Below are 24689 nucleotides of genomic sequence, written 5' to 3' on the forward strand. Positions count from 1 at the left end.
TTTATTTCGGACATATTGCGGGCTCCTTCATCATGAGGGGCTCTTTTATCGGATAGCCGGCATTTCTCGGCGACCAGCAACTGGTGGTGACCTTCACCTCATCGCAGGGCAGAAAGTGCACGGTGATACCGCACACATCCTGCCCGTTGTAGTCGGGCAGCGGGACGGATTTACTGTGCTGGCGTTTTAAGGCATTAATTTTTTTAAACCAAATGCGTCTTTGCTGGTTGTATTTTGATATTTCTTCAGTCCACGTTTTATTATTTTGCCCCTTATATAGTGGGTGAGTCGGTGCAGGTATTTCGGGTACATCGCTTGCGTATGCCACACCTGTCTCCCAGTCAATACGCACCGTCATGCCCGGCGTCCAGCGGGCGGGTACGCTGTAGCAGCAGCCGCCACCGCCGCCCTGAAACGGGCCGATAATGTCGATACCCGACTGGTTATCCACGCTGAAATGGTTGATGGCCCATTTCGTGTGGTTGATGGCTTTAATCGTTCCGCCACCTCCGCCTCCCGCCTGCGCGGCAGGCTGGGTGCAGCCTGTTAACAGCAGTACGCCCGCCAGCAGCGGGCTCAGGAATATGTGTTTCATCTGACGTTCCTTGTAGAAGAGGGAATTTAAAGAGGTAAGATCAGGCTAAATAGCGCCGTTGTGCTGAGGGCAACGCTGCCCGACCTGCAGCGCGTTGACGGGGAGGCGCCCCTGCGCCGGGAACGGCGGCGGCACCCAGGCCAGGTCGGTTTTTATCTCGGACATACTTTGGGCTCCTTCATCATGAGGGGCTCTTTGATCGGATAGCCGGCATTTCTCGGCGACCAGCAACTGGTGGTGACCTTCACCTCATCGCAGGGCAGAAAGTGCACGGTGATGCCGCACACATCCTGACCGTTGTAGTCGGGCAGCGGAACGGTTTTGCTGTGCTGGCGTTTTTGGGCATCAATTTTTACAATCCATGCCTTGTATTTAGCTCTATCAGCAAATCCCGGAAAACCCGCAGACGAACCTACCCCGGTCTCCCAGTCAATACGCACCGTCATGCCCGGCGTCCAGCGGGCGGGCACGCCGTAGCAGCAGCCACCGCCGCCGCCCTGAAACGGGCCGATAATGTCGATACCCGACTGGTTATCCACGCTGAAGTGGTTGATGGCCCATTTTGTGTGGTTGATGGCTTTAATCGTTCCGCCACCCCCGCCTCCCGCCTGCGCGGCGGGCTGCGAGCAGCCGGTTAGCAGCAGCAGGCTCAGGAATACGTGTTTCATCTGACGTTCCATGTATGAAATAACTTCTCAAGGGGAGGACGATGCAACAGCGGGCATACGGTTTCTTTTCAGGATAAGAATCCTGGTTATTCGGCAAGCCACTTTTTCATGACCCACGCCTCGCGGGCTTCATCCAAGATAATTCCCTGATCGGTTGCCTCCACCATGCCCTTATAACAATCAGTAAAAAGCGCCTGAGTTGATGCATACCTGCCAGCTGGAGGCGCACTGTGCGAAAGAAGGGTCATGACATCGCATACGCACATCAGATGTTCGAGCTGGCGATCATTGAGGTCAATTTTTGGAGGTTTTTCATCACGGTTCTGGGGCAAACCGCTGCCTTTTATACCTTTGGCATGACCATCCCTATCCTGCCATGCCCAGAACAGTACAGGGCGTAACAACGCCTTTTTCTGCTCCTCACTGAGAACGTGCGTAAATAGCACGGGGAAAATCCGCGTATCGTAAAAGCGTAATATGCCACTCCGTCCTTCCTGAAAAATATCTATACACTGCGTGAACCAAGCGGCCAAGGCAGAAAAAGACCAGTGTGAACACAACAGCAGTATCGGTGCCTTAACAACCATTTGCTGACTGATGTCTTTTAGCCACTGCATTTGCTGAACATCATCCACCCTGATACGTGCAACCAGCGGAGCATCATCGAGGATAAACGCCTCCGGTAGCCCGTGGTAAAGTGACTGCCACTCCACCGACAGTGCGTTCAGGGCCGAAATAACACTGAAATCCAGCCCTGCCTGATCAACGATAATATCGAGATAATCCGTCCCGGATGTCCGGCAGGTAATAGCGACGTCCTCAATCCATTGCGCGGTCATTTAAGCCTCCCTGGGTACAAAGCCCTGCCCCAGCGCTTGGGCTTTTTTAAGGCACTCTCTACAGACTGATGCCGGTAATTCTGGCAAGGGAAAATCCTCGCTTGCTGGCCCCTGCAAATCGTGCATGCCTTTGAGACTGATTAACCCCGGCCCGTGAATATGCACCTCACCCTGTGGTGTGAGGCGAAGGTAAGCCCCGCCACAGCCTAAAGTGATGCCATTTTTTGCTGTTAACTGCAGATGTCCCTGTGTTGACTGAACGGCGACATCTTTCAGGGAGGTTAGCGACAGGACATCGCTATGTGACTCAATCTCCAGCGGACCTTTAGCAGATACCAGCCGCATCCCCTCCTGCTGTGCAAGCAATGAGACCGCCTGGCTCGCGTTCACCGAATAACGCAGTGCGGCAGTGATATTAACGTCCCCTAAGCTCTGCAGGTACAGCCCTTTTCCACTGTGCATCAGGGCCGTTTCCGGCGTGACGGCGGCAATACCTTTAGGTGAAGAGAACAGTAACGCCGGCTCTTTAAGCTCACAGACACCGGAAACAAATGTCCTTAATGGCTCGGCATCCGGCGTAATGTTGTGGTGAGTTTGCGTAATTGTTCCCCACCCAATGAGCTGATTCAGCGCCCCTTTTAGCAAACTGATTGCTGGCTGCATCTCCAATACCGCGCCGTGCGCCTCGATTTGGCCGTCAGCGCTGATAAATATCCCTTTTTGTGCACGGATGGCGCCCCAGCTGTCGGTCCTAAGTTCAAATCCTTCACCGCGCTTCTGTTTTTCGCTGTCAACCAGATGCCCGAGGTTAAGTTGACTCTTTCCACCGTACTCCGTGCTGACCTTGATGTGCTCTTTCCCGCGCTCATCGTCGAGGCGGATTTTGTTGTTCGCCGGTGTGCGCAGTACGTTACGTTTGTAATTGCGGATAGTGACGTGGTCGCTGTGTGCTGAATCATGCAGCACGCCTGCGATGTACGGCCGGTCCGGATTACCGTCTTCAAAGCCAATCGCCACTTCGGTTCCCGCCAGCAGCGGCAAGTGCAGACCGTAGGTGTCGCCTGCGTACTGCCGTGACTGGCGGACCCATAGGCTTTCAAAACCGGTATCCCAGTTATCACGATCAAACAGCATGTTGACGCGATAGCGGCCATCTTTATCGATGTGCCCGTAGGTGTCATTTTCAGTGGTACTGGTGACGCGAGCCGGTAGTGTGCCAGCCATTGCCGGGCGTGATCCTGGATCAGGACGGAAACAAAAATCAGCGCTGTCCGGAATACCGTTAAACTTGACGCCAAAATCTTCATCACGCCGCGCATGGCTATGAATCGCCGTGATGACGATGCCATGAGCAAACACCTCTGCTACGTCATAACCGCCGATGACTTTCAGGACCTGGCCCGGGGAAAGCCTTGGGCAGCTGGTGATAGCACAGGTTTGGGTCTGACTATTAAGATAGCGCTCATGACGAATGCGGGCATAGAACGCCCCAGACTCCGGGGCCGGATTGCGTTCACTGGGGCTGCCCGCTGTCAGGTAATTATCAGCATAGTGATAAGCCTCACCGTAGGTGGTGGCATCCCCGCACGTCGCATCGACCTGAGTGTTCATATCATCTGTAGCCTTGCGGTAGTTGTAATCACAGGTGCTAACCTGCTTCTGTACCACGTTATGCTGGATCGTCATGCCCCAGACAGCATCCATGCCCTGCGAATGTTGCCCTGATGGCGGTACTGCTGGCAGCGTCAGGCTTTTTTCATACCCCAGTTGACTGTCGTAAAATGCCACAACGTCAATGTTCAGCCGCATGTCGGTGGTGAAGCGGAACCAGATGCCGACCTCACCCAGCAGGCGGGTAATAAAGTGCAGGTCGTCCTCGCCGAACTGCATCACCTGCTCACGGCGTGGGTAGGCTTTTGACAGCGAGAACAGAAAATCCTGGCCACGCATGCTGTGGCGCTCGCGCAGGATCTTTTCCACGATTTGCGGTACCGCCATGTCCTGGTAAATGGCGTTCTGCTGTGAGCGGTTAAGGAGCGCCAGACGTGGCTGGATCGTCAGGGCATATCGGGTTTCGTCCGTTGAGGTACTAAGACGTTCAAACCCCGTCACCACCCCCTGGATCACCCGGACAACCTGCTGCACTTTGATGCCGTAACCTTGGTCAACATGAGCCTGCAGCGTTAGAGAGGCGGCTTTTAACAGCATCACCTCTTTGCTAATCGCGTGGTTGTCACTGGTAAATTCAATGCGGTAGCTGAACGGCCTGCTGAGGGCTTCATCACCTTCAAACGCCAGCACGTCAAGTGCTGCCTCACAGCCTTTCACTACCAGCAGGTGATGGCTATGGCTGAATCGTAACGGAGGATGAGTCGTCATGCGTTCACTCCCTGTGGCACATCAAACTCGAGCCCGATGCCCTCTTCTTCACGCCAGCTAACGCATAAAAACTGGGGTTTGAGTTTCGCGGCCCTCTGAGCCAGCAGCTGTTGACTCAATACCGGCAGAATCTGCTGGTTGAGCAGGCAATCAACGTTGCGTGCGCCGCTGTCCGGCTGCAGGCAGGCAGCGGTTAAGGCGTCATAGAGCTTTTCATCTATGTGCGTAGTCAGGCCGTAATGACGGTGCAGGCGTTTGCTGACCTGCGACAGTTTCATCTCAACGATGGTGCGCATGGCGGGTTTCGTCAGCGGACGGTAAATCACGGTCTGGAAGCGGGCCAGCAGCGCTGGCTGGAAATGGTCGCGCAATATCGGGCGCAGCAGTTCGTGCAGGTCACCGTCAGTGGCTTCAGGATGCTCTTTAAGCAGCCGCACCAGGGGGGCGCTGCCGAGGTTGGAGGTCATCAGGATAACGGTGTTTCGGAAGTCGATTTCGCGCCCTTCGCCGTCGCGCATAAACCCGCGGTCAAACACCTGATAGAACAGGTTTATGACGTCACGGTGCGCCTTTTCCACTTCATCCAGCAGCACCACGCTGTAGGGGCGCTTGCGTACGGCCTCGGTGAGGATACCGCCCTGGCCATAGCCGATGTAACCCGGAGGCGAGCCTTTCAGCTGGGAAATGGTATGCGGTTCCCGATATTCGGACAGGTTGATGGTAATCAACGACTTCTCGCCGCCATACAGTACATCCGCCAGCGCCAGCGCGGTTTCGGTCTTTCCCACACCACTCGGGCCAACCAGCAGGAATACGCCCTGCGGCCCATTCTCTGACGTCAGCCCGGTCTTCGCCGCGCGTAAGTGCCGGGCAATGGCCTCGAGGGGAACATTCTGACCGACGACACGTCTGCCGATGTCGTTTTCCAGGCGTAGCAGTTCACTCTGCTCGTCTTTCATCACGGAAGAAAGCGGTACACCGGTCCAGTCTGCAATGACATTCGCTACTGTTCGCGCAGTCACATCCACCTGCATCAACGCTTCCTCCAGCTGTGCCTGCTCCAGCTGCTGTTGTAGATCGGCCCCTTCAGTCTGCTGGCTGATGTCATGTCGGCTGGCTATTAGCTGCTGTGCCAGCGCTTTTTGATTGCTGAACCGTTGCTCCTGCTCCTGAATTTGCGCATCAAGTGCGGTTCGCTGCTGCGCAATAACGCTCAGACGTTCATCCTGGCAGCGGCTGCCGATGACACAGTCTTCCCGTAACGCCTGATCTTCCATTTCCAGGGCGGTCCGCTGCGCTTTCAGACGAACGATGGCCTCCGGTACGGTATCAAGGCTGATACGTACGCGCGCAGCGGCGGTATCCAGCAGATCTATGGCCTTGTCCGGTAGCTGACGGCCAGTGAGGTAGCGACGGGACAGCGTGACTGCCGCACGGATCGCATCATCAGTGATATGCACGTTATGATGCTCAACGTAGCGGGATTTCAGGCCGCGAAGCATCAGACACGCGGTGTCGTCATCCGGCTCGTCAACCTTTACCCGCTGAAAGCGGCGTTCTAGCGCGGCGTCGCGCTCAAAATATTGCTTATATTCGGACCAAGTCGTGGCGGCAATGGTACGCAGCTCGCCGCGTGCCAAGGCAGGTTTCAGCAGGTTGGCGGCATCCGCGCCCCCCGCCTGATTGCCAGCACCGATGAGGGTGTGGGCTTCATCAATAAACAGCAGAATCGGCACCGGTGACTGCTGCACAGCGTCAATAATGTTTTTTAAACGCTGTTCAAATTCACCCTTCACACCCGCACCTGCCTGCAGTAGACCGAGGTCGAGCGTACGCAGTACCACAGGCTTGAGCGATTCCGGGATGTTACCTTCCGCGATGCGCAAAGCCAGACCTTCCACCAGCGCGGTTTTGCCCACGCCTGGCTCACCCACCAACACCGGGTTGTTTTTGCGGCGGCGTGAGAGAATATCTATTACCTGACGTACTTCGCAGTCACGACCAAACACCGGGTCGATTTTTCCTGCTTTGGCCTTGGCGGTAACGTCAAGGGTGAATTTATCCAGCGCGTTCTGCAGCGTCGGGTTAAGTTCGCCTTCTGTTACCCCCGCGCCAATGGGGAGACCGATAAACTCCACGCTACCCCCAACATGGCGTGCCAGCTCTGCTTCCTGCTGCACATCCGGGCGTTCATCCGACTGTGCATCCAGCAGCGGGCGGAGACGATCGATCTGTCTCTGCCCGAGGGTTAGCAGCGGCCACAGCCCCTCGCAGCGCGCCAGTTTAGGCTTATCAACCAGCGCCATCAGCAGATGCACGCTGCGAATATGCGCTTCGGTGTTCAGAGAGGCAATCAGCCACGCTTCCTGAATTAACGTCTGAATGCTGTGTGAAAGCTGAGGGCGACCGTGAACAGAGTGGGGAAGCTTATCCAGCCAAGCCAGCAACGCTTGCCACAAGGTGTCCATATCCCATTCGTAGCGGCGCGCCAGCACCGTCAGGTCACCTTCACCCTGTTCAAGCAGCTTCAACAGCCAGTGCTCCGGCAAAATTTCCGCATGGGCTCGGGTCTGGCAGAGCGATGCTGCGCCGTCCATCGCACGGGCACAGTAAGGATTCAAACGTCGCAGCAGGATGGCTAGATTTTCCATGACTCTCTCTCTTTGTCGGTTCCTTGACACGCTACCGCCCATCGCTGTTTCCCATGAAGGGGACCAAAGCGCATACGGTCAGGCTGGCAGTTTGTGGGTTTCTTTGTTGAGAGCCCGCGTAAGACAGGCACTCAGCAAAAAACTGCGGACAGGAAACCCTGTCCGCATCAGGCGTTTATGCGGTGGCGCGTTCGTTCCAGGAATCGGAATGAATGATGTTGCCGTCTTTGTAGGTCCAGGTGATTTTTTCGTAACGCAGTTCAATACGCTCGAGGTGGTTGTGCTTCTCTTTTGAAGGATCCTTGATGTCATACATTTCAGGATTAACTTTCACGACTTTCACGTTTTCCAGTTTGGTGTTGAAGTACTCTACCTCCTGGCCCGCGTCGTTGATTTTGTACCATTTGAACTCCGCAGATTTCAGCGTCTGGCCGGTGGTTACGGCCTTATAAAGGTACGGAGTGGACGAATCGATTTCTTTGGTGAAATGAAACGGTGTGTGGATGCGGGTACCGGTCAGCTTGCCCGTATTGTTATCGGTTGGGATGTACAGGTTATGTTCCTGAGCCACGACTTCGATGCTGCCTTCACGGTCCTGAACGTCAACCGCCCCCCTGATGTCCGCGCCGCCGTCGTCTTTCAGCCAAAGATAAACAGGAATTGCCATGGTATTACTCTCCATTGTGTTGTGGTGCGTCATCATCCTGCGACAACGCGTTGGGATTGCCCGGTATCTGGCAGGCATTGGCCTGTGGAACCAGACTGATTACGACACGACGGTTGCGCGCACGGCCCTCCGGCGTGTCGTTTGTTGCGACAGGGCGGCTTTCGCCATAGCCCTGCACCGCAAAACAGCTTGCTTGTACGTCACCGGTGTCACGCATCCAGTCACGCACCGCTTCGGCACGTTCCAGGGATAGCGTCTGATTGCGTTTCGGGTTCCCGGTGTTATCGGTATGGCCGGATAGGACGATCAGCCAGCCCGGTTTCGCCTTTACGTCGACCAGCGCCTTCACCAGCAATTTGGTGGAGCTGGCTTTCAGCGTCGATTTTCCCGAATCGAACAGCGACATGCTGTCAAGGCGAACAATCTGCGGCAGCGGTTGAGGTTCTGGCGGTGGTTTAGATGGCGGAGGCACCCAAGAGCGGATCGCATCCAGCACAGGTGTGCGCAGACGCTCTCCTTGAAAAAGACCGAGGCCCATCCGTGTCGGTACGCCATTGCGCACCCAATTATCCAGATCCGCGGCATCGTCACGCAGAACGGCAACGGCGGCGGCTTTTGACCAGAAATCATGCATCGGAATACGATCATATCGGGCGATATCAAAGCTCACGCGCTGCAACAATTGGCGATTGTTCCAGCCACTGCCGATCAGCGCAGCAAGGGCCGCCAGCGTGAAAATCCCGAATGCATAATGCAAGGTGCGCCCTCGCGGCGTCAGCCCTCGTCCTTCGGGCAGCAGCGGCAGGATAAAATCAGGCAAGGGGGAGTTAACCGTACTGTCGGCCCCCATCGGCTGCCAGCCTGCTACCTGCTGCATTCCAGTTTGTCGGGAAAGCCATGCTGTCCAGGCCGATGTAACCAGACTTCCGGCAAGGATCGGTCCCACCCCCCACAGCACCGCAACAGGTGCAATGACTGGAACATCGGGACTCTCATCCATAAACACCGCCTGAACATGCTGATGGAACCAACTCATCAAACTGTTTATTAGCACCTGTTGTTGCATTGCAGGCGCACCACCAGTGGTGATCCATGTTGCAATTGCGCTGGGCGATGACGACGCACGCCACACTCTCACCCCTTCTCCCGGAATAGCGGCCTGCCAGAGCCTGTCTTTCGCCATCGCGCTGCCAACCTGACCATTCAGAACCACCGGCACAGAATGGCCCGTTTTTTTACGCAACTGGTTGATTTGCCAGCGGAGGTTCAACAGAAGATGAGTAAGGTACACGCTGTCGACGTGTTGCTGCGGACAAACAGTGATCATCACCGTGAGCTGACGCCCCCAGTCAGGACGCAGCCACAGTAGCTGCCGCGCTGTCTGCTCCAGATCCTGGTGATCCTTCACGCGGATCCAGCATCCCTGTGTGACAGTGAACACCGGTGACTGCTGCGGCCAGGCCAGCGGTAGATCGCCGCAGACCAGCACCACGGGCTGGCGGTAAGTGGCTTCCGGGAGGTCATCCAAATGCAGCGTTACCTTATGCACCCCGCGACGACGGGCAATAGTCCAAAACATCACGATAAGACCCAGCATCGCCAGCATAACGGGCACAGAAACCTGACGGGGGAACGGCAGAAATCCCAGGCAGACCACCGCACTCAGCAGTACGGCCCACAGCACAAGCCCGCGCTGTTGTGCAAGACTCATTTCTCCGCTCCCGGCAGCAGGCTCAGCAGTATCTGATCCAGCCAGTAACTCAGCCCCCACCACAGCGCGGCCACCCCCACTACACTCAGGCCGATACGCACGGGCCATGACGCCACCCAGCCGCCTATTCCTCGTCCGGTAACGCATTCCGCCAGAACCGGATGGGGTTGTGAGTAGCTGAACGGCGTAACCTGTTCACTGAGTGCGTTAACGAGTTTCTGGCGCGCCGGGTCGCTCAGGGAGCGGAAACTGCCGAGAAATTCCAGCATCATGACCCGCTGGAAGCAGGTCACGACTGCGGGGTCAGGCGACGATTCACGCAGCACATCGCGCATCCTGTCGCACAGCGTATCGCCGCCGTCCATGGTGCCGAGGAAGTGTCCCTGCAGGGGAATGTCATACCACTGCACACAGGCATCATCTTCCACACCGCGCCCTTTGACCGCTTCATCAAGCAGCGCACACTGTGCGGTGAGAATATGTTGACAGCTTGCTTCATCGAGGCCGCTCGCTTTCAGTTCACGCTGCACATGCTCAATATCCGCCACGCAGCGCTCCCACAGCGAGCGCCCTTCTCCCTCCTGGAAGGTGGGACCGTGACGCAGGCTAATAACCTGCAGCCACGTCTGCTGCAGCAGGGCGTCAATATCAATGGACGCGGTCGTACCGCGTTGATGCTTACTCATGTTCTCAACACCGCAAAGAGTTCAAGCTCAGGCTCGCCTAGCATGCCCGGCACGTAAAACATACAGGTGCCGCCCTGAAGCATTTCGATAGCCAGAGAATGAGAGACATCAAGGCTGAAATATTGGTTTTCCAGGCGAAGCGGAATCGCTGCCGGTACATGACGAAGTGGCGTCAGCGGTATTCCCATCCGTGATGAGTTGACGATGCTCCTGACGTGATCGGGACTGCCGACCTTGCACTGACGCGGAAATTGTTCCTGCAGTTGTGCCACCGGCACCGATGAACGTACAGAGAGGTAGTAATCCGCTCCTGCGCGCAGGCGTGGGTCATGCAGACGGGCCTGCCAGAAATGCAACCGGGCATCATGCTTGAGCTCAATCGCCACCACCCGCGACGGCAAGCTGGCTTCTAGCAGGTCGCCCAGTAAATCAAACAGCGGCGGGAAGACATCATTGAGCTTTTCATGCTGCCAGACGGGAATAGCACTCACCTGATGTTGCAGTGAGAAGGTCAGAAGGCTGCCCGCAAGCCTTGCCAGCTCCGGATACAGCCGCTCAGGAGGGCTTTGCAGATGGCGCTGGAACTGGCCGAGCACGGGTGCAGCACTGTTCAGGGCATTGAGCAACCAGAACAGAGACACGTCGGCCACGGCAAAATCTGCCATGCGCTCATTGCTTTCACGACGCATCGCCATCAGCCGACTCAGGCGGACGTGCAGCTGCGTCATCAGTTGTTCCAACTGGGTCACCAGCCAGCGACTGCCTTGAATGGTCAGGAGCGGAGGGAGAAACGTTTCATCACATTGCCACGCCCCCTGCGAATCCTGATGCAGACGAACGATCGGGCAGGTCAGATAATCGCTGTTGTTCTGATGGGCGAAACGCAGCGTCAACTCTGGGCGCATTACCGCAATTTGGCGGGTATCATCGCCGAAGCTATTGCGAACATCTCGCCACTGCTGACGAAAGCGAACAGGACGTCCTGCTACCTCATCCGGTTTGAGGCAATTACCGCCATTCGCCCTCAGCAGCGGAAGGCCCAGAACCACAACTACATCCTGTGATTCTCCCTCAAGCGCCAGCACCGGTGGCAGATCGTCGGCATTATCCGTATCAATAAGCGTGCCGTCGGGGAAACGGATGTGCAAATGACGAGCCTGCAGACGCCCCAGTTTCAGTGCATCGGATTCGAACGCGACATTTATCACGCCCCATGGGTGTGATAACCCCAACCGGGCAATGGCTTCCGCAGTCCAAGCCGCATACGCGGCCTGCTGCTGGAAGTGCTGGGGAGAAACCATGACGCCCCTTCCCCACAAAGGTTGTTCCGTTTTCATTAGCTTCCTGCCTTAGCTTATGATTTCGCTTTCGGCATCTGGGAAACCAGTGACAGGTTGACGTCCATCCCTTCAACCTGAAAATGCGGGATGGCGTAAAGCTTCACGCGGAAGAAGCCTGGGTTGTCCTCAATGTCTTCGACCACCACTTTCGCATCGCGCAGTGGGTGAGTAGCCTGCAGCTCATCGCCAGGATCGGTCATCTCTGTTACCAGGCTGCGCACCCAGGTATTAAGCTCTAACTCAAGTAGACGACGGTCTTTTGTGGTGCCGATATTCTCGCGCTGGATGAGCTTCAAATAATGGGCAATACGCGACAGCAGGAAAATATAGGGCAGACGGGCGTTGATGCGGCTGTTCGCTGTCGCATCAGCGGTATCGTACGATGCCGGTTTTTGAGTAGAATTAGCGCTGAAAAAACAAGAATAATCTCTATTTTTATAATAGCTTAGCGGTATAAACCCCAGGTTCGCAAATTCAAATTCGCGGGTTTCCGGGATCATCACTTCAGACGGGATTTTCATCTGGTTGCCGGTGCCCAGATCATACAGATGAATTGGCAGATCCTGAACCGCACCGCCAGCCTGCGGGCCACGGATTTGCACACACCAGCCGTTATTGATAAAGCTGCGCACCATGTTGGCGGCAAAAGCAAACGAGGCATTGGTCCACAGATATTTGCTGTGATCGGGGCCTTTTACTTCTTCAACGTAGTTGAAGCTACGCACCGGCATAGTGTCCGGGCCATAAGGCAGACGACCCAGTACACGCGGCATCACCAGACCGATATAGCGGGCATCATCCGTCTCGCGGAAAGATTTCCATTTGATGTATTCAGCACGGTCAAAGTAGTTACCAATATCTTTGATGGCGGCGACATCCTCCATGGTGTTTTTGAGGAAGAATTTCGGACCGGCGGAGCCAATGAACGGCATATGCGCTGCAGCGGACACGTTGGATATGTTGCGTAACAGCGCAACATCCTGGGTAGAGGCATCAAATTCGTAAGCGGAAACTAGGGCAGCAAACGGCTCTCCCCCCGGGGTATCATACTCATCAATATAAGTGTGTTTATAGAGCCCACTTTGGGTGATTTCTGGACTGTCTTCGAAATCCTGACGTAGATCGTCTTTTGAAATATCCAGCAGTTCAATTTTTACATTCTGACGGAAATCGGTTTTATCGATCAGGGATTTCACGCCGCGCCACAAACTCTCCACTGCCTGAAAGTCTGTATGATGCATGACCGCATCAAGCTGACGACTAATTTGACAGTCCAACTCAGCGATATGGTGGTCAATTAAGTTTCTATCGAGTTTTTCGACCGCTGAGCCCGAATGTGTCAGGCACTCCAGAAATACCTGCATGGCGGCCGTTAATCGCTCATCCGCCGTTGCATCAGACATTGTCTGCGCGTCCTGCCAAATATCTAGCGCGCTTAGCTCGGAAACGGGATTTAAATTGATTTTTTTAAACAGTGAGGCATAAACACCACCAGCAGCAGGACCTTCCAGAATTAAAGCCTCACCACCCATGGCATTCTCTTTTATTACCGACATCAACATCTTCCTTATTAATCCGTTAAACCATCGTTAATCCGTTAAATCACTGGGACCGTTACGGCTGTTTAGGTGCTAATGCTGAAAGTTCCGCCTTGAGCGCTGCACGTAAAGCCGGATCAAGCAGGATTTTTTCAAGCTCTTTTCGAAAACGTTGGTTGTCGAGCAGGTTAGCCTTTAAATCACGCAATAAATTGCGCATGGAAAGCATGGCTTTGAGCTGAGGGATTTGACGGGAGACCTGCTCCGGGGTGAAATCGTCCATGCAGCGAAAACGCAGACTGATGTTTTCTTTGCCGCCGTCACCTAAAACGGTATTTTCAACGATCAGGTTAACGTTTGGGGAAAATTCGGAAATCACGGCATCAATGTTGTTTTTATTGACATTAATTCTTATGCGTTCAGATAAGGGGGTGACTTCGCCGCCATTACTGAAATCGCCCACCAAAAGTAATTTCAGTGGAAGTTCAGTTCTCTTGCTAGCGCCTCCTGTATGCAAATCAAGCTTTAGATTAATACGCGCTTTTGGCACTTCATTTTGGAAACTATCAATCATTTCATCATCCCTTGATTTAACGCTGCGTACACTTATCAAATAAAATCCATTCGCACACAATAATAGAATAATGATAAAGATAGGATATAAATAACCCATAAATTACCCAAAACAAGACAGGTCTCAAGAGCTTTACACAAACCATTAATAACTAACCAGCACGGTTCACCAGCAAACCCAATATAAAATACAGAATAAAAAATCAATACCCCAGTAATTAATCAACAAAAAATAATTGGTAGTTTAAGATTCATAGGGTTATAAAATAACGTTGCTATATCTGATACCACTGGAAGGGAGATCGCGGGAGGGGAATATTATTTTTGGAGGCTGGTTCTAAATTTAAGATGAGAGACGTTACAATGGCGATTAAGCAGACATCAGAGACGCCGCTGGGTTATTGTGGGCAGAAAGGGGAGGATATTCTAAAGGCTGCAACGCCATCCACTGGGATATTTTCTTGAATGCTGTCGGCTTATGAGGCCCAAAATCGCTCTATGTTGTGACACATCGCCAGTAACAAAAAAAAAATCAACTGATGCAATCCCGACATTTATCAGGACTGCATCAGTCGCTCGCTATTCCCGTGCCAACAATCTACTCACTTCTTGCGGTTATTTACCGTCCGTACTCACCCGGAAAATACGCTCACAAGGGAGAGCGGTGGCCAGATACGCGCTTTACTTTACGCACCTGTGGTTACGCCAAAACGTTATGAGGATACGCCTTCTTTGTCTGGCGCATGTGCCAGCGTCTGTAGAATATTCTCTGCTGCCACTGTCCCCATTTTGATAAAGGAAGCATCGCTGACGCCGCCGATGTGCGGCGAGAGAATGACATTCTTGACAGATTGCCAGCGGTGCGGGGCGCTGAGCGGTTCTACGGGAAAACTGTCGAGCGCCGCCCAGGCAAGCTGACCACTGGACAACGCCTCGGCCAGCGCGGCCTCGTCAATCAAGCCACCGCGTGCAGTATTCACCAATATCGCGCCGGGTTTAAACAGCGCGAGCGTCTCGGCGTTGATCATCTCGCGGTTCGTCTCTGTGAGGGGACAGTGCAGTGATACCACATCTGCTTCACATAACAGGGCTTCGAGCGACGCTTTGGGCTCACACCCTTCCGGCAGAGAGTGAGCCCAAGGATCGTAGGCTAGCACACGCATGCCCAGCGCGTGCCCCACGCAGGCGACGCGACGCCCAATGGCGCCTAATCCCACCAGACCGAGCGTGCGCCCTTCCAGCTCGAGAGATTTGTGTGTGGCTTTGTCCCAAAAGCCGTTGCGCATGCGAGCATCCAGCGGCAGTACCGCTTTGGCACACGCCAGAATCATCGCCCATGTATGCTCTGCGACGGCGGCCGCATTGGCACCTGGGGCAGCGCATACGCGAATACCGCGCGCCGCTGCCGCAGGTTGGTCGATGACGTCAATCCCACTGCCGTGTTTGGAAATGACCCGCAGCGCGGGCGCGGCATCCATCACCGCGGCGGAGATCTTGCCGTAACGCACCAAAATAGCGACCGGATTATGCTGTTGGCACAGCGCGATGAGCCCCGCTTCGGTGGGCTGTTTACCGGCAAATACCAGCGTAAAGTCTTTTAGTAGCGTCACCGCCTCTGCCGCGATATCGCTGCCGGTGATTAGCACAACAGGTAATCTTTTCATTAGAGCACCTCGCCATCGGACAGCATGCCCGCCTGGCGCAGCGCCGCGTCTAACCAGCCCGGACGCAGATCGCCACGCCGAATGGCGGCCAGACGCTGGGTTTCTACCGCTAATTTTTTTTGCGCCAGCGCAATCACGGTTTGTACATCTTCGCGGGGGATTACCACCACGCCGTCAACGTCACCCACCACCAAATCGCCTGCGTTGACCTGTGCCCCCGCTAACGAAATGGGGTGATTGACTCTACCGGCGATCAGTTTGGTCGGGCCGCACGGATTCAGGCCTGCGGAGAAAACCGGATAATCTCGCCGGGCGAGCGTGTCGGCATCGCGTACCGCACCGTCAATGATAATGCCGGCAATGCCGCTGGCTTCTGCCTGAGTCGCCATGATTTCACCCAACAGCGCACAGGTCAGATCCCCTTTGCCATCCACCACCAGCACATCGCCTGGCTGCGCGACAGCCAGCGCGGCATGGATTGCCAGATTGTCACCGGGGCGCACTTCAACGGTAATCGCTGGCCCCGCGACTTTCATCCCTGCCGCCAGGGGTTTCACGCGCCCATGCAGAGTACCGCGTCTGCCCGCCACATCGGCCAAAATCGCAGCCTGATATTCGGCGGCCTGACGCACTTCCTCTGCCGTTACGCGGGTGAAATCACGGTTAATCATTGCCTTTTCATTCTGCTGCATTGCTGCCTCGCTTGTTTTACCCTGTAAAACAGATGTGTACAATATAAAACAACTATAGCTATAGGCCTTTGTCGTTAGCCAGAGCCGCGCCAAGGTTTGTGATGTAAATACGAGGTGACTCACAAAAATTGCGGTACACTCTGCGCTGTTCAAAAAGGAGGAATGCATGGGAAATGAAGGCGTTATTGCGGTTGAAAAGGCGCTTGCGCTGTTGGACTGTTTTCGCCCCGGTGATGACAGTTTGACGCTGACCGCCCTGTCGCAAGCATCGGGCTACCACAAAACCACGGTCTATCGCCTGATGAACTCGCTGGAGCGCATGAACTATGTGGTGCGGCACGAAAACGGCAGCTATGGATTGGGTCCCCGCCTTCTTTATCTGGGTAAACTTTACGAACAGTCTTTCCACCTTGCGAGCGTGGTTCAGCCTGAACTGCACCAGCTGGCGCAAGCCTCTAGCGAAAGTGCCAGCTGGTACGTGATTGAGGGCGAGCAGCGCCTGTGCCTCTTCCGTGCCGAAGCCTCGGAAGGTTTGCGCCACAGCCGCCTGCCCGGCACACTCTTCCCACTTGACCAATCTGCCATCAGCCAAGTGCTGCGCTATTGGGGAAAAAACGAAGCGCTGTTTGAAACACCCCCCGTTTTACCGCTCTATACGTCGGGCGCACGCGATCCTCATACCGCTGCGTTTGCGGTACCGGTGTTTGGCGTGAACGACCGATTGATTGCAGCGCTGGCCCTGACAGGCCCCGCCTCGCGACTGACAGAAGCGCGCAAAGAGTTGGGCCTCAGCCAGCTGATGGCAGAGAGCGCATCTCGTCTTTCGCAGAAACTCGGTGCCTCTAAAGCGTGGTGCGACACCCTTTTCGGCCTGCTGGCTCATTAACGCGCTCACCGACTTAGGCGTGCCGGTGAGCGTAAGCTTCAGGATTGACTGGGGGCATGTGCATCGTGAGGTGAAGGGCGGGACAGGTTACGTCCCATCATGACCACGGCCACCCCGCCTGCCAGGCACAGCAGCGCCAGCGGCAATAACGCGAGCGTGTGACTACCGGTTTTTTCGTTGATAATGCCGTAAGCATTGACCATAACGGCACCGCCAATAAGGTTAGCGATCGCGCCAATGGCGGCCAGCCCTGCGGCGGCGGAACTGCTGCTCATCCAGCCTGAAGCCAACGCCCAGAACGGCCCTTTCATAGAGTAAGCGCCCACCAAAATCAAACTCAAAATAATGATGGTGGCTGGCAGCGAAAGGTTGATAAAGGCCGCAAAGATCCCGCCAGCGATCATGAATAGCGTGAGTGCAGTATGCCAGCGCCGCTCACCAGTGCGATCGGAGCTGCGCCCCCAAACAATCATCAATACCGAGGCCAAGCCGTAAGGAATGGCGTTGAGCAGACCCGTTGAAAGACTATCCAGATGGAAACTTTTTAGCAGTTGCGGCGACCACACGCTCAATGTGGTGCCCGCCGCAGACGCGCCTGAATAGATGAGCGCCATTAGCCAAATGTGTTTATGTTTCAGCAGCTGCCACGTTGAAATGTGCCCAATATTTTTCTTTTTTTCCCGCTCGGCTTGCAACGTCGCTTCCAGCCACTGCTTCTGCTCGGGCTTCAACCAGCGTGCCTCATGTGGGCGATTGCTCAATACAAACCAGGCGGCAATCCCCAATAGTACGGCGGGCAGCCCCTCAATGATAAACAGCAGATGCCAGCCGCGCAGCCCCAGCCAACCATCCAGCGTGAGAATGAGACCGGAAAGCGGCGAGCCAATGAAATTCGCTAACGGGATGGCAACCATAAAGGACGCAATGATACGGGCTCGGTAGCGCGCCGGGATCCACCACGTCAGATACAGCACCACGCCCGGGAAGAAACCTGCTTCGGCGGCCCCAAGCAAGAAGCGCAGTACATAGAGCGACGTTGTACTCTCTACCAGCGCCATACACATCGAGATAATGCCCCAGCTGATCATAATGCGCGGGATCCATAAACGCGCACCCACTTTTTGCATCGCTAAGTTACTGGGGACTTCGAACAAAAAGTAGGCGACAAAATAGAGGCTGCTGGCGAAGCCGAATGCCGCTTTGCTGAGTCCCAGATCTTCATTCATTTGTAGCGCAGCCATACCGATATTGCCGCGATCGATGATGGAAACCAGATAACTCACCACCAGGAAAGGCAGAATGCGCCAGATGACGCGCCGCATGGTTTCTTGCTCCAGCGCGGAGGCTGGCGCGTGCTTTAAGGTATTTTCAGACATAGTATCCTCGGAATTCGCCGGTGATGTTTTATTCTGTAAAACTGCGTTGTACTAAATACACTAGCAAAAAGCGTCTGCCACAAAATACGCTGACCGTCAGCGTTGCGGAGAACGTCACATTCTTAAGCGGGAAGCATGTCTGAAATGTGAGCTTATCGTGGTTAACTCCCCAACGCGCTCACCGCCGACGGGTAAAGGAAAGTGAGGAGAGGACGCGCACAACAGGAAAACGTTCCAGGCGTCAGCGCGTACAGCCTGAACAATGGCCCGTCTTTGACAGGTTTTTTCCCTCACGCTACGCTTTGCCCTGTGATTCAAGTCACAAACTTGAATCACCTACGATTATTTCTTAAGGTGTCCGCCTTTCTGCATCTTATAGCTTTCCTTTCCATGATTAGCGTATTCGGCTGTGAAAGCTATGAGAGTGCGCCACTCTCATTCAGGGGAATCAATGAGCACAGGAACGACAAACAACGCATCCGAAATCACCGTTGACGATATTACCGTCATCGACAACAAATTATTGAAGCGCGCCGTCAGCGCGGCGGCGCTGGGTAATGCCATGGAGTGGTTCGATTTCGGCGTTTATAGTTATCTCGCCGTGATTATCGGCCAGGTGTTTTTTGCTGATGCCAGCGCCACGGCACAATTGATCGCCTCTTTTGGCACCTTCGCCGCGGCCTTTTTAGTGCGCCCCATTGGCGGTATGGTCTTTGGCCCGCTGGGTGACCGCTTTGGCCGCCAAAAAATCCTTGCCGTCACCATGATCATGATGTCGATTGGGACCTTTTCAATTGGCTTAATTCCCAGCTATGCCAGCATTGGCATCGCCGCGCCAATACTTCTTTTTGCCGCACGTCTTGTTCAGGGTTTCTCCACCGGTGGCGAATACGGCGGCGCCGCGACCTTTATTGCCGAATACTCCACCGATAAGCGCCGCGGCTTTATGGGCAGTTTTCTGGAGTTTGGTACCCTGGCGGGCTATTTGCTGGGCGCGAGCCTGGTGACAGCCATGATCGCCTATTTACCCCATGAAACCATGCTTGAATGGGGTTGGCGTGTGCCCTTTTTCCTCGCTGCGCCTCTGGGATTATTTGGCCTTTATATTCGCCTAAAACTGGAAGAGACGCCGGCATTTAAAGAGCATATGGATAAGCGTGAGGAGCTTGAGCACAGCAAACCGCAGATGAATGTCATTACGATGCTGCGCGTGCACGCTAAACCCCTGCTGAAATGCATTGGCTTGGTGCTGTTGTTCAACGTCTCCAATTATATGTTGACCGCTTATATGCCCAGCTATTTAACGGGCGTGATGGGCTTCAGTGAATTATCGGGCCTGCTGTTGGTGATGGTGATTATGTTTATCATGATGCCGTTGACCCTGATGTGGGGCCATTTAACTGACCGCATGGGGCGTAAACCGGTGATTGGATTGGGTGCGCTGGGCTTAATTGTGTTGGCGATTCCCTGCTATATGCTGATTGGCTCTGGCAACATGGTATGGGTATTTGTTGGCTTGGCCATTCTTGGCCTACTCCATACTTGCTTTAGCGGCACCATGCCTGCGACATTGCCGGCCCTGTTTATTACGGATATTCGCTATAGCGCCCTGGCTATCGGCTTTAATTTATCGGTATCACTTTTTGGTGGAACCACGCCGTTAATTACCGCGTGGCTGGTTGATACCACGCATAATGCAATGATGCCGGCCTATTATATGGTGGGCGCAGGCCTAATCGGCCTCATTACCGTTCTCACGCTGAGTGAAACGGCGCGCAAGCCGCTTAAAGGCTCTTCGCCCGCTGTGGCCACGCAGGCAGAAGCCCATAAATTGGTGGATAAGCTGCGTAAACAGCGCCGCCGAAAACCAGGGAATACAAAACCCGCTTAATGCTCGGGGCGTACTGCGGTACGCCCTTTTTTTTATCTTTTTCTACCGTTATTTTCTCAAGCGAAGCGCGCGCGCTTCGTTAATTTCTAAAAGACGGCTTAAATCCTTTGCCCAAGCCAGAAAAGCCGCAAATCTGAACTATGATCTTTTCTCCGGCCCGTACTAATTCCCAAATTTTTAATCAGTAACTTTTAACGGAACGTGAATCGCTTGATGTCGTCCCTTCGCCCTTGCGTGGGCTAAACGAGGCTATTGAATGGAATTCAGATCATTTAAAAAATCCTGGGGCGCTGAGATTCAGGCCGATGGTAGCGTGCTCTTTCGCCTGTGGGCGCCCGGGCAGCAGCAGGTCACGCTGCAACTCGCCGATGGCGATTACCCAATGCAGCGCGAGCAGGATGGCTGGTTCGTTTTGCAGCGCAGCGGCATTCAGCCCGGCGCCACTTACCAGTATCAGCTTGCCGATGGCACCTGTGTCCCCGATCCCGCGTCACGGGCGCAACAAGATGCCGTTAACGGCCCGTCGCTGGTGGTTGATCCTCGCCGCTATCGCTGGCAGGACAGCGGCTGGCACGGCCGGCCGTGGCACGAAACCGTCGTCTATGAGTTACATATCGGTACCTTCACGCCGGAAGGGACTTTCCGCGCTGCAATCGATAAACTGCCCCAGCTGGCGGCGCTAGGCATCACGCAGCTTGAAATCATGCCGCTGTCGCAGTTTGGCGGTCGGCGCGGCTGGGGCTATGACGGTGTGTTGCTGTATGCGCCCCATTCCGCTTATGGCTCGCCCGATGATTTCAAAGCACTGGTGGATGCCGCCCACGCCCATGGCCTTTCGGTGGTATTGGATATCGTGCTTAACCACTTTGGGCCAGAAGGCAACTATCTGCCGCTGCTGGCACCGGCATTCTTCCACAAAGAGCGCCAAACGCCGTGGGGCGCCGGCATTGCTTATGACGTGGACGCGGCCCGTCGTTACATTGTGGAAGCGCCGCTGTTTTGGTTGCAGGAGTACCATCTGGACGGGCTGCGCTTCGACGCCATCGACCAGATTGAAGATTCCTCCCGTAAACACGCCTTGATTGAGATTGCAGAGCGCATCCGCCGCGAGATCTCGGATCGCCCCGCGCATCTCACCACGGAGGACTGCCGCAATGTCATCTTCCTGCACCCGCGCGATGAACAGGGTGCGGCGCCGCTGTTTACCGCTGAATGGAACGATGATTTTCACAACGCGGTGCACGTCTTTGCCACCGGCGAAACACACGCTTACTACCAGGACTTTGCCAACGCGCCGGAGAAGCTGATCGCGCGTATTCTCACCGAAGGCTTTGCCTATCAGGGGGAGGTTTCGCCGCAAAGCGGTGAACCACGCGGCGTGCCCAGCGCCTCACAGCCGCCCGTAGCGTTTGTCGATTTTATTCAAAATCACGATCAGGTGGGCAACCGCGCCCAGGGCGAGCGCTTGATCACGCTGGCCGGCGTCGAGCGCACCAAAGTGCTGCTGGCGATGCTGCTGCTGTCACCGCACATTCCGCTGTTATTTATGGGTGAAGAGTACGGTGAAACCAATCCGTTCCTGTTTTTTACTGATTTTCACGGTGACTTAGCCAAAGCCGTTCGCGAAGGACGGGCCAAAGAGTTTACCGGCCATGCCGGACACGATGCAGAGGTGCCCGATCCCAATGCGGAAAGCACCTTCACGCGCTCTAAACTGAGCTGGCAAACGCGTGACACTGAACAAGGACGTGCCTGGCTGGCGCTGACGCGTGAACTTTTGCAGGTGCGCCACCAGCACATCGTTCCGCTGCTGGCGAACGCGGGTGCGCCGCGCGGCCACGTGCTGAAAACGGCGCCGGGCTTTGTGGCGGTTAGCTGGCAGTTCCCTCAGGGCGAACTGTCGTTAGCGCTCAATATTGGTGACGCGCCCCAGCCAATGCCGGCGATGAAAGGTGACACACTGTTCGCCTGGCCGTCGCAGCAAGATGAATTGCCGCAGCATGCCATTGTGGTGCGCCTGGCCCAGGGAGAAGAGAAAGCATGACCATTCCAACCGCGACTTACCGCATTCAGTTCCGCAACGGCATGACGTTTGATCGCGTTGTGGCGCTGGTGCCCTACCTGCAAACGCTCGGCATCAGCCATGTGTACGCGTCACCGATCTTTACCGCCACGCGCGATTCCACGCACGGTTATGACGTCACGAACGTCAATGAAATTGACCCGGCCATCGGTGGGCGTGAAGGTTTTGATCGTCTTGCCAGCGCACTGCAACAGGCAGGCATGGGGCTTATCCTGGATATTGTGCCTAACCACATGGCGGCCTCGCTGGAAAACGCCTGGTGGCAGGATGTGATCGCGCATGGCCCGGAGAGTCGCTATGCGCGCTATTTCGACATTGACCCCTCGCGCCGCCTGACGCTGCCGTTTTTAGGGGACGATTTTGACCGGGTGCTCGCCAGCGGCGAAATCAGCATCAAACCCCATCCGCATACCGGCCATCCCGCACTGGCCTATTTCGACAGCTTCTATCCGCTCAATCCTCAGAGCTGGCAGGGGCGTGAGGCAGAGGTGCTGGCGATGACGTCACCCGCCGAGATTGCGGCGCTGCACGACAGGCAGTCATGGCAACTTACCAGCTGGCGCGATGCGCGGCGGACGCTCTCCTACCGCCGCTTCTTTGAAATTACCGGACTGGTGGGCGTACGGGTTGAAGATGAAGAGGTCTTTCAGGCGACCCATGCATTGATTCTCGATCTGGTGAAGTCGGGCCAAGTGGATGGCCTGCGCCTTGATCACATCGATGGTTTAGCCGATCCGCAGGGCTATGTGCAACGCCTGCGCGACGCGACCGGACCTGATTGTTATATCACCGTGGAGAAAATTCTGGCGCAAGGCGAGCATTTGCCAGACGAATGGCCTATCTCCGGTACCACCGGCTACGAATTTATTGCCGCCCTTTCCCACGCGCTGATAGACGACAGGCATATAGACGAATTGCGTCTGGCCTATGAAGCCGTGACGGAGGAACGCAACGATGTGGCCGCCGGGATGCGAGCGGCGCGCGAACTGATGGTTGATCGCAATTTCGCGGGTGAATTTACCCGCCTGCTAACCCTGGCAACCGGGGTGGTGGGTGTTGAGCACCGTAATTTTGGTGAAGCCGAACTGCACGTTGCGCTGCGTGAACTGCTGATCGCCTTCCCGGTTTACCGCACTTATGGCAATCGGGCGGGCATGCCGCTGGCAGGAGAAACGCTGCTCACTGAAGTGCTAAACAAGGTGAAAGACAGCGCCTCTCCGGCCGCCCTGAGTTTCCTGCAGGCGATCCTGCTGGGTGCGGTCTCTGAGGAGAGTGAACACGACGCTGCAGAGTTCCGCGCACGCTTCCAACAGCTTACCGGCCCCCTGATGGCCAAATCTGTTGAAGACACGCTGTTCTTCCGCAATCACGCGCTGCTGGCGGTAAACGAAGTGGGTGCAGAACCCCTGCCGCACACCTTCTCGCTGACGCAGTTCCATAAAGAGATGCGTATTCGTCAGCTAAAACAGCCCGATGCGATCTCTACCACATCCACTCACGACACCAAGCGCGGCGAGGATGCCCGTGCACGCCTTTACACGTTGACCGAAGCACCCGCACAGTGGGCCGATCACGTGGCACGCTGGCGTCAGATGAATCAGGCCCATATCGTTTCGCTTAAAGAGGGACCGGCACCCGAAGCTGCTGTTGAGTGGATGATTTATCAAGCGCTGGCGGGTGCGTGGCCGACCACCTTGCACCCTGAGGATGGCGAAGGGATTGCCGCACTGGAGCAGCGCTTCCTGCCGTTTATGGAAAAAGCGTTACGCGAAGCCAAGCTGCGTACCGATTGGGCAGACGGTGACGAAGCCTATGAAACCGCCGTACTGGATTATGTGCGCCATCTGCTTTCCCGCGAGAATCCGGCGTTTTTGAAAGACTTTACGCATGCCCTGCAGCCGTTTATCCGCGCCGGGCTGATCAACAGCCTCACGCAAACGCTGATCAAGCTGACGGCGCCCGGCGTACCGGATATTTATCAGGGCAGTGAGCGGCTGGATTTCAGCCTGGTCGATCCAGATAACCGTCGCGAACCCGATTACACACTGCTTCAGCAGCTGACGCCAGAGGCAGAGCCAGACTTTGATAACCATCAAGATTGGCTAAGCGGCGCGCTCAAACAACAGCTGATTGCGCGCGTTCTGCATCTGCGCAAAGCGCAGCCGCTGTTTTTCCGCATGAGTGACTATCAACCGTTGCCTGCTGAAGGTGAGCATCAACACAACGTTATCGCTTTTGCGCGCCAGTTTAACGGCAACGCGCTGCTGGTGATTGTCCCTCGGCTGATCTTCGCCGATGGGCAGTGGGGAAATACGCATATCGCCTTAAGCGAATCGTTGGCACATCGCCATTATCGTCACGTGTTCAGCGGGGCAACGATAGCGATTGACGACGTTTTGCAATTGGATACGGCTACGCCGCTGGTGCTGTTCAGTGAATAACAGACCTTC

Annotated in this window: 18 protein-coding genes; 4 read left to right on the top strand and 14 right to left on the bottom strand. The window is 55.3% G+C overall.

What is annotated here, in order from left to right; translation table 11 throughout:
* Position 1: 1 nt before the first annotated feature.
* From LU196_RS13250 to LU196_RS13310, 13 genes are all read right to left on the bottom strand, one after another.
* Positions 2–595 (bottom strand): DUF3304 domain-containing protein, encoded by a 594-nt coding sequence (locus LU196_RS13250; RefSeq protein ID WP_232760114.1) that lies wholly within the window; start codon positions 593–595, stop codon positions 2–4.
* A 152-nt stretch (positions 596–747) separates the two neighbouring features.
* Positions 748–1263 carry a T6SS immunity phospholipase A1-binding lipoprotein Tli1-KP gene (gene tli1, locus LU196_RS13255; protein ID WP_232760115.1) on the bottom strand — a complete coding sequence of 172 codons (516 nt, stop codon included), beginning with the start codon at positions 1261–1263 and terminating at the stop codon, positions 748–750.
* 86 nt (positions 1264–1349) lie between these two features.
* On the bottom strand, positions 1350–2102 hold the full coding sequence (locus LU196_RS13260; RefSeq protein ID WP_232760116.1) for a DUF4123 domain-containing protein: 753 nt from the start codon (positions 2100–2102) through the stop codon (positions 1350–1352).
* Complete coding sequence (locus tag LU196_RS13265; protein WP_232760117.1) at positions 2103–4481, bottom strand: type VI secretion system Vgr family protein; 2379 nt, start codon at positions 4479–4481, stop codon at positions 2103–2105.
* Positions 4478–7132, bottom strand: a complete 2655-nt coding sequence (gene tssH, locus LU196_RS13270) for a type VI secretion system ATPase TssH (protein ID WP_232760118.1) — start codon at positions 7130–7132, stop codon at positions 4478–4480. Before tssH ends, LU196_RS13265 begins: the two co-directional genes overlap by 4 nt.
* Positions 7133–7307: 175 nt before the next feature.
* Entirely contained in the window at positions 7308–7799 is a 492-nt protein-coding gene (locus tag LU196_RS13275) for an Hcp family type VI secretion system effector (protein ID WP_232760119.1), read from the bottom strand.
* A 4-nt stretch (positions 7800–7803) separates the two neighbouring features.
* Complete coding sequence (locus LU196_RS13280; RefSeq protein ID WP_232760120.1) at positions 7804–9510, bottom strand: OmpA family protein; 1707 nt, start codon at positions 9508–9510, stop codon at positions 7804–7806.
* Entirely contained in the window at positions 9507–10196 is a 690-nt protein-coding gene (tssL, locus tag LU196_RS13285) for a type VI secretion system protein TssL, short form (RefSeq protein ID WP_232760121.1), read from the bottom strand. The genes LU196_RS13280 and tssL overlap by 4 nt, the downstream gene beginning before the upstream one ends.
* Entirely contained in the window at positions 10193–11533 is a 1341-nt protein-coding gene (gene tssK, locus LU196_RS13290; protein ID WP_232760122.1) for a type VI secretion system baseplate subunit TssK, read from the bottom strand. Before tssK ends, tssL begins: the two co-directional genes overlap by 4 nt.
* Before the next feature lie 17 nt (positions 11534–11550).
* Positions 11551–13098 (bottom strand): type VI secretion system contractile sheath large subunit, encoded by a 1548-nt coding sequence (gene tssC / locus LU196_RS13295; RefSeq protein ID WP_232760123.1) that lies wholly within the window; start codon positions 13096–13098, stop codon positions 11551–11553.
* A 52-nt stretch (positions 13099–13150) separates the two neighbouring features.
* Positions 13151–13648 carry a type VI secretion system contractile sheath small subunit gene (tssB, locus tag LU196_RS13300; protein ID WP_232760124.1) on the bottom strand — a complete coding sequence of 166 codons (498 nt, stop codon included), beginning with the start codon at positions 13646–13648 and terminating at the stop codon, positions 13151–13153.
* Between the two features lie 712 nt (positions 13649–14360).
* Complete coding sequence (locus LU196_RS13305; protein WP_232760125.1) at positions 14361–15311, bottom strand: hydroxyacid dehydrogenase; 951 nt, start codon at positions 15309–15311, stop codon at positions 14361–14363.
* Entirely contained in the window at positions 15311–16003 is a 693-nt protein-coding gene (locus LU196_RS13310) for an RraA family protein (RefSeq protein ID WP_232760126.1), read from the bottom strand. Before LU196_RS13310 ends, LU196_RS13305 begins: the two co-directional genes overlap by 1 nt.
* A gap of 166 nt (positions 16004–16169) precedes the next feature.
* Here LU196_RS13310 and LU196_RS13315 point away from each other — a divergent pair, with 166 nt between their 5' ends.
* Positions 16170–16889, top strand: a complete 720-nt coding sequence (locus LU196_RS13315; RefSeq protein WP_232760127.1) for an IclR family transcriptional regulator — start codon at positions 16170–16172, stop codon at positions 16887–16889.
* A gap of 38 nt (positions 16890–16927) precedes the next feature.
* Here LU196_RS13315 and LU196_RS13320 read toward each other — a convergent pair whose 3' ends face one another.
* On the bottom strand, positions 16928–18265 hold the full coding sequence (locus LU196_RS13320; RefSeq protein ID WP_232760128.1) for an MFS transporter: 1338 nt from the start codon (positions 18263–18265) through the stop codon (positions 16928–16930).
* A 418-nt stretch (positions 18266–18683) separates the two neighbouring features.
* On the opposite strand from LU196_RS13320, the gene proP reads away from it, so the two are divergent.
* The 3 genes from proP to treY all read left to right on the top strand — a co-directional run bounded on the left by proP (position 18684) and on the right by treY (position 24680).
* Positions 18684–20156 carry a glycine betaine/L-proline transporter ProP gene (gene proP / locus LU196_RS13325; protein ID WP_370641005.1) on the top strand — a complete coding sequence of 491 codons (1473 nt, stop codon included), beginning with the start codon at positions 18684–18686 and terminating at the stop codon, positions 20154–20156.
* Positions 20157–20412: 256 nt separating this feature from the next.
* Positions 20413–22200 (top strand): malto-oligosyltrehalose trehalohydrolase, encoded by a 1788-nt coding sequence (gene treZ, locus LU196_RS13330; protein ID WP_232760130.1) that lies wholly within the window; start codon positions 20413–20415, stop codon positions 22198–22200.
* Positions 22197–24680 carry a malto-oligosyltrehalose synthase gene (gene treY / locus LU196_RS13335; RefSeq protein WP_232760131.1) on the top strand — a complete coding sequence of 828 codons (2484 nt, stop codon included), beginning with the start codon at positions 22197–22199 and terminating at the stop codon, positions 24678–24680. Before treZ ends, treY begins: the two co-directional genes overlap by 4 nt.
* Positions 24681–24689 lie beyond the last annotated feature (9 nt).

The sequence above is a fragment of the Pantoea sp. Mb-10 genome (genome assembly GCF_021272205.1).
In the GTDB taxonomy this organism is placed as follows: domain Bacteria; phylum Pseudomonadota; class Gammaproteobacteria; order Enterobacterales; family Enterobacteriaceae; genus Pantoea.